Origin of the sequence: Mesorhizobium sp. M7A.F.Ca.CA.001.10.2.1 (genome assembly GCF_003998575.1) — a bacterium.
Classification (GTDB): domain Bacteria; phylum Pseudomonadota; class Alphaproteobacteria; order Rhizobiales; family Rhizobiaceae; genus Mesorhizobium.
Genome location: NZ_RZQY01000487.1, coordinates 1 through 4,588 on the forward strand (window position 1 = coordinate 1; position 4,588 = coordinate 4,588).

Here is a 4,588-nt window from a genome sequence, read left to right on the forward strand (position 1 = left end):
GGAGTTGAGCATCGAGACGACGACCGGCATGTCGGCGCCGCCGATCGGGATGATCAGCAGGATGCCGAGCACCAGCGAGGCCGCAACGATCAACCAGAAGACCAGTTTGGACTCGGTGGTGACCAGCAGCACGATCAGGACGACGAGCGCGATGGCAAGTGCCGCGTTGATGAAGTGGCGGCCGCCGATCATGATCGGCTTGCCGGACATGCGGCCATCGAGCTTCAGGAAGGCGATGACCGAGCCGGTGAAAGTGATGGCGCCGATGGCGACGCCAAGGCTCATCTCGATCAGCGCCTGGGCGTGGATGTCGCCATCCGTGCCGATGCCGAAGCTTTCCGGCGCATAGATGGCGGCGGCCGCCACCATGACGGCAGCGAGGCCGACCAGCGAGTGGAAGGCGGCGACCAGCTGCGGCATCGAGGTCATGGCGATGCGGCGCGCGGTGACGGCGCCGACGCTGCCGCCAATGGCCAGGCCGAGCACGATCAGGCCGAAGCGGCCGGCCGAGGGGGTTGCCAGCGCCAATGTGGTGGCGATGGCGATGCCCATGCCGATCATGCCGTAGAGATTGCCCTGGCGGCTGGTGGTCGGATGCGACAGGCCGCGCAGCGCCATGATGAACAGGACGCCGGAGACGAGGTAGAGGAAGGACGCGAAGTTGGCGTTCATGGCGCTCTACTTGTCCTTCTTCTTGTACATGGCCAGCATGCGCTGGGTGACGAGGAAGCCGCCGAAGATGTTGACCGACACCAGCATCAGCGCGACGAAGCCGAAGCCCGCGGCAATGCCGGAGGCGGCGATGCCGACGGCAAGCAGCGCGCCGACGACGATGACCGAAGAGATGGCGTTGGTGACGGCCATCAGCGGCGTATGCAGTGCGGGGGTCACCGACCAGACGACGTAATAGCCGACGAAGATCGCCAGCACGAAGATGGCGAAGCGGAAGACGAAGGGATCGATGGCACCGCCGGACAGCGCATGCGCGGCATCACCCGCCGCGTCGGCACCACCAGGCGCGGTCGCCAGATTGTGCACTGCCAGCCGAACCGCGGCGGAGGCCTGGTCGAGCTGGTCGAGGGCTTTCTGCAGGGTCTGATCCATCACGCGATCCCTTTCGGCTTCGACGAGGGCGACTTGGATGCGGCCGGTTTCTTGGGCGCGGCTTTCTTGGGCGAAGCGTCGGCAACCATGGTTGTGGCCGGGATCGCCGCCGGTTCGACATAAGGCTGCTGGTCGGGCTTGGCGAAGGACGGATGCACGATCTTGCCGCCGTTAGTCAGCATCGTTGCCTTGACCAGATCGTCGTCCCGGTTGATGGCAAGCGTTTTCGTCGTCTTGTCGACCAGCGTTTCGAGGAAGGCGAAGAGGTTCCGGGCATAAAGCAGCGATGCCGACGCCGCGATGCGGCCGGGCACATTGAGATGGCCGACAATCTTGACGTTGTTGGCGGTGGTGACGACCTTGCCGGCTTCGGCGCCCTCGACATTGCCGCCGCGCTCGACCGCCAGATCGACGAGAACCGAGCCTGGCTTCATCGAGGCGACCATCGCCGCCGATACCAGCTTGGGCGCCGGTCGGCCGGGAATAAGCGCGGTGGTGATAACGATATCCTGCTTGGCGATGTGCTCTGATGTGAGTGCCGCCTGCTTAGCCTGGTATTCCTTCGACATCTCCTTGGCGTAGCCGCCGGCCGTTTCGGCCGCCTTGAATTCCTCGTCCTCGACCGCAAGGAACTTTGCGCCGAGCGAGGCGACCTGTTCCTTGGCGGCAGGGCGAACGTCGGTGGCGGTGACGACCGCACCAAGCCGGCGCGCGGTGGCGATCGCCTGCAGGCCGGCGACACCGACGCCCATGATGAAGACCTTCGCCGCCGGCACCGTGCCGGCCGCCGTCATCATCATCGGCAATGCCCGATCGTATTCCGAAGCGCCGTCGATCACCGCCTGGTAACCGGCAAGATTGGCCTGCGAGGACAAGACGTCCATCGACTGGGCGCGCGTGATGCGTGGCATGAATTCCATCGAGAACGCGGTGACGCCAGCCTTGGCCAGGGCTGCCACAGCGGCATCATTGCCATAGGGATCCATGATGGCAATGACCGCTGTACCGGGTTTGTAGCTCTTCAGCTCGGCATCGCCGGGCCGACGCACCTTCAGCACGACATCGGCCTTGACGACATCGGAAGCCTTGCCGATCGTGGCTCCTGCCTTGGAAAACTCCTCGTCGGGGATGCGCGACCGCGTGCCGGCGCCGGCCTCGACGACGACGTCGAAGCCCAACGCCGCCAGCCGTTTCACCGTATCGGGCGAGGCCGCGACGCGCGGCTCATTGGCATCGAGCTCACGAGGGATGAAAACCGTCTGTCCCACCGCATGATCCTTTCGGCCGGAAGCTATTTCCCGCAAGACGCCGGCCGGCCTCGCGGCGGCGCCGTGGACAAGGTGTCGGAAAATCTATCGGAGGATAAAGGCGCCGACGGCCATAATCAGCACGAACAGGATGGTCGCCGAGAAGAAGCCGCCCGCGAAGAAGCCGAAGGCCATCGCCAGAAGCAGGGCTCCGCAGAAAAGCGATCCGTATTTGGCCAGCGCGAGAAAGCCCGCATAGGTGCGGTCATGCTCGGCATAGTCCATCTTCGCGCCCAGTTCGACAGGACCGGTCGGCGAGTGATCAGCCATAGGAATACCCCTTCGAAGACATCTTTCAGGCACATAGCGAAAAGCCGGGCCGAGAGCAATGGCGCTATTGCCGCACAACAGCGGACAACTGCCTCAAAGAAAGGTTGAAGCCGGCTGCCAACGCGCGACGGAGTCCGATCGCTGGATTCTGATGCTTGATGCGGAAAGATGCTTCGAAAGCAGACGCTTGCGTGGCCTAAGCCGGCGCCCTCAGCCGGCTAGATGCGGAAATAGCCCGAGCAACCCGACGACGATCAGATAGAGCGCGACGATGTAGTTCAACAGCCTTGGCATGACCAGGATCAGCACGCCGGCGATCAGCGAGATAAGCGGGGTGAGCGCAAGTGTGGAAATGGTCATGACGGGTTCCTTTGGCATATCCGTGGATTCGGCGACCAATGGCGAGGACGACAAGGCGCCGAGCCATCAGAACGCGTATCCGGCCGGAAAGCTCCAGTGGTTCTGCGAAACGCCTAATCTCAGGCGGCTTCGCGAAAATATTTGGCAGTCGGCAGGATGGTCAGCGGCGCCAATTCTCCAGCACCAGGTGTCTCGAACAGCATACGCTGCTCCAGAGATGTGGATCGGAAGAATGGAAAGCGCGAGAACGACCGCTCGCGAATGGCAGCGACATTGGCGCGATAGAGCACGACCTTGTAGTTCAGGCCTGGATAGTCGCGCAGCTCGCCGATCTGCTCAGAACAGTAGATACGACGGTAGAAACCCGCATGTTCGGGCCGGATAGTCGAGAGACAGTAAGGTGCGTCGAAGTAGAAGCAGGCCATTCCGGCAAGGCGCAGCGTCAGGTACGGGATCTGCGGATAGACCTTCGACCAGTCTGGGTCGGCAGCAAAGCGGCTCGGATCGGCAAAGTGCGCCCCGGCAGCCAGCATCGGGCGCAGGATGTCGCCGTAGACAGTTGTAGACGGCGATTGCGGCGTGGCCCGGCAGGCATGATGAATGCGCACCGTGGAGACCAGGATGCCGTCAATATAGACGCCGAACTTGGAACAATTTTCAGCTTCGTCGAGCTCGTCATGCACAATATGTTCCGGGTTTTCCGGCACCATATCATTCAAGCGATAGGATTTGTAGCGTAACCTATAGATGTCTTCGAGGTCCTCTCCCTTGTCGCAGCGGCGATATTCCGTCCGCTCAAGCATCGCTGAAACATTGCGGGCGAAACTCGACATGCTGTCGGGCGAATTTTCTTCACCCCCGCCCGCCACATGGCCAAGCGCTTCCAACTGCACATCCATACTCAAACCCTCGTAAGTTTCCGCCGCAGTTCAACCTACGACGGGACCCTGAGATGTAAAAGATGAAAATGGAGCACACGTCGTTTACCGATCATTAACGTTAACGATCCGTAAATTTTTATGAAAAGGCGACATTCTTCCCGGCACCGGTCAGCGGCGTGCGGCTCTCTTGGCTGTATTGATGTCCTTGGCGAAGGGCCATACCGTGTTCGACATGGTCTCGATGCCGGAAGCGCTGAGCGCCGAACCGAACAGGAACCCCTGGACAAGGTCGGGCTTGACCTGCAGCGCCAGTATCTTGAGCTGCTCGAAGGTCTCTACACCCTCGACGGTGACCGAAAGCCCCAGCGGCCGCGATAGGTTGACGATACCCTTGAGCAGCTCGAGCGAACGGGGGTTCTGGGTGACGTCCATCAGGAACGAGCGGTCGATCTTGATCTTGTCGAGCGGCAGTTTGTGCAGATAGCTCAGGCTCGAATAGCCGGTGCCGAAATCGTCGAGCGCGATGCGTACGCCGATCTGCTTCAGCTCCTCGATATACTGGCGCGTCAGCGACTTGTCGTCGAGCAGCGCCGTTTCGGTGACCTCGATCTCGAGCCGGGAGGCGGCGAGGCCGGAGCCGGCCAACGCATCGCGAACCTTCTGGAT

At 61.9% G+C, this 4,588-nt stretch carries 7 protein-coding genes; all 7 read right to left on the reverse strand.

The annotated features are described in order from the left end of the window. A partial coding sequence (locus EN964_RS25380) for an NAD(P)(+) transhydrogenase (Re/Si-specific) subunit beta (protein ID WP_206520078.1) occupies positions 1-672 on the reverse strand: 672 nt, incomplete at its 3' end. Between the two features lie 6 nt (positions 673-678). After that, a complete protein-coding gene (locus EN964_RS25385) occupies positions 679-1,104 on the reverse strand; it encodes a proton-translocating transhydrogenase family protein (RefSeq protein ID WP_127267394.1) in 426 nt (141 codons plus the stop codon). Next, positions 1,104-2,372: a Re/Si-specific NAD(P)(+) transhydrogenase subunit alpha gene (locus EN964_RS25390; protein WP_127267395.1), complete on the reverse strand. Its 1,269-nt coding sequence runs from the start codon at positions 2,370-2,372 to the stop codon at positions 1,104-1,106. The genes EN964_RS25385 and EN964_RS25390 overlap by 1 nt, the downstream gene beginning before the upstream one ends. 84 nt (positions 2,373-2,456) lie before the next feature. Next, complete coding sequence (locus EN964_RS25395) at positions 2,457-2,681, reverse strand: aa3-type cytochrome c oxidase subunit IV (RefSeq protein ID WP_127267396.1); 225 nt, start codon at positions 2,679-2,681, stop codon at positions 2,457-2,459. Between the two features lie 210 nt (positions 2,682-2,891). Continuing rightward, the gene (locus tag EN964_RS25400) at positions 2,892-3,041 is read right to left on the reverse strand and encodes a DUF3096 domain-containing protein (protein ID WP_013528205.1); all 150 of its coding nucleotides are present in this window, start codon (positions 3,039-3,041) and stop codon (positions 2,892-2,894) included. Positions 3,042-3,160: 119 nt separating this feature from the next. Continuing rightward, complete coding sequence (locus tag EN964_RS25405) at positions 3,161-3,940, reverse strand: hypothetical protein (protein WP_127267397.1); 780 nt, start codon at positions 3,938-3,940, stop codon at positions 3,161-3,163. Positions 3,941-4,090: 150 nt separating this feature from the next. Next, on the reverse strand, positions 4,091-4,588 hold a 498-nt coding region (locus EN964_RS25410; protein WP_164775983.1), incomplete at its 5' end, for an EAL domain-containing protein.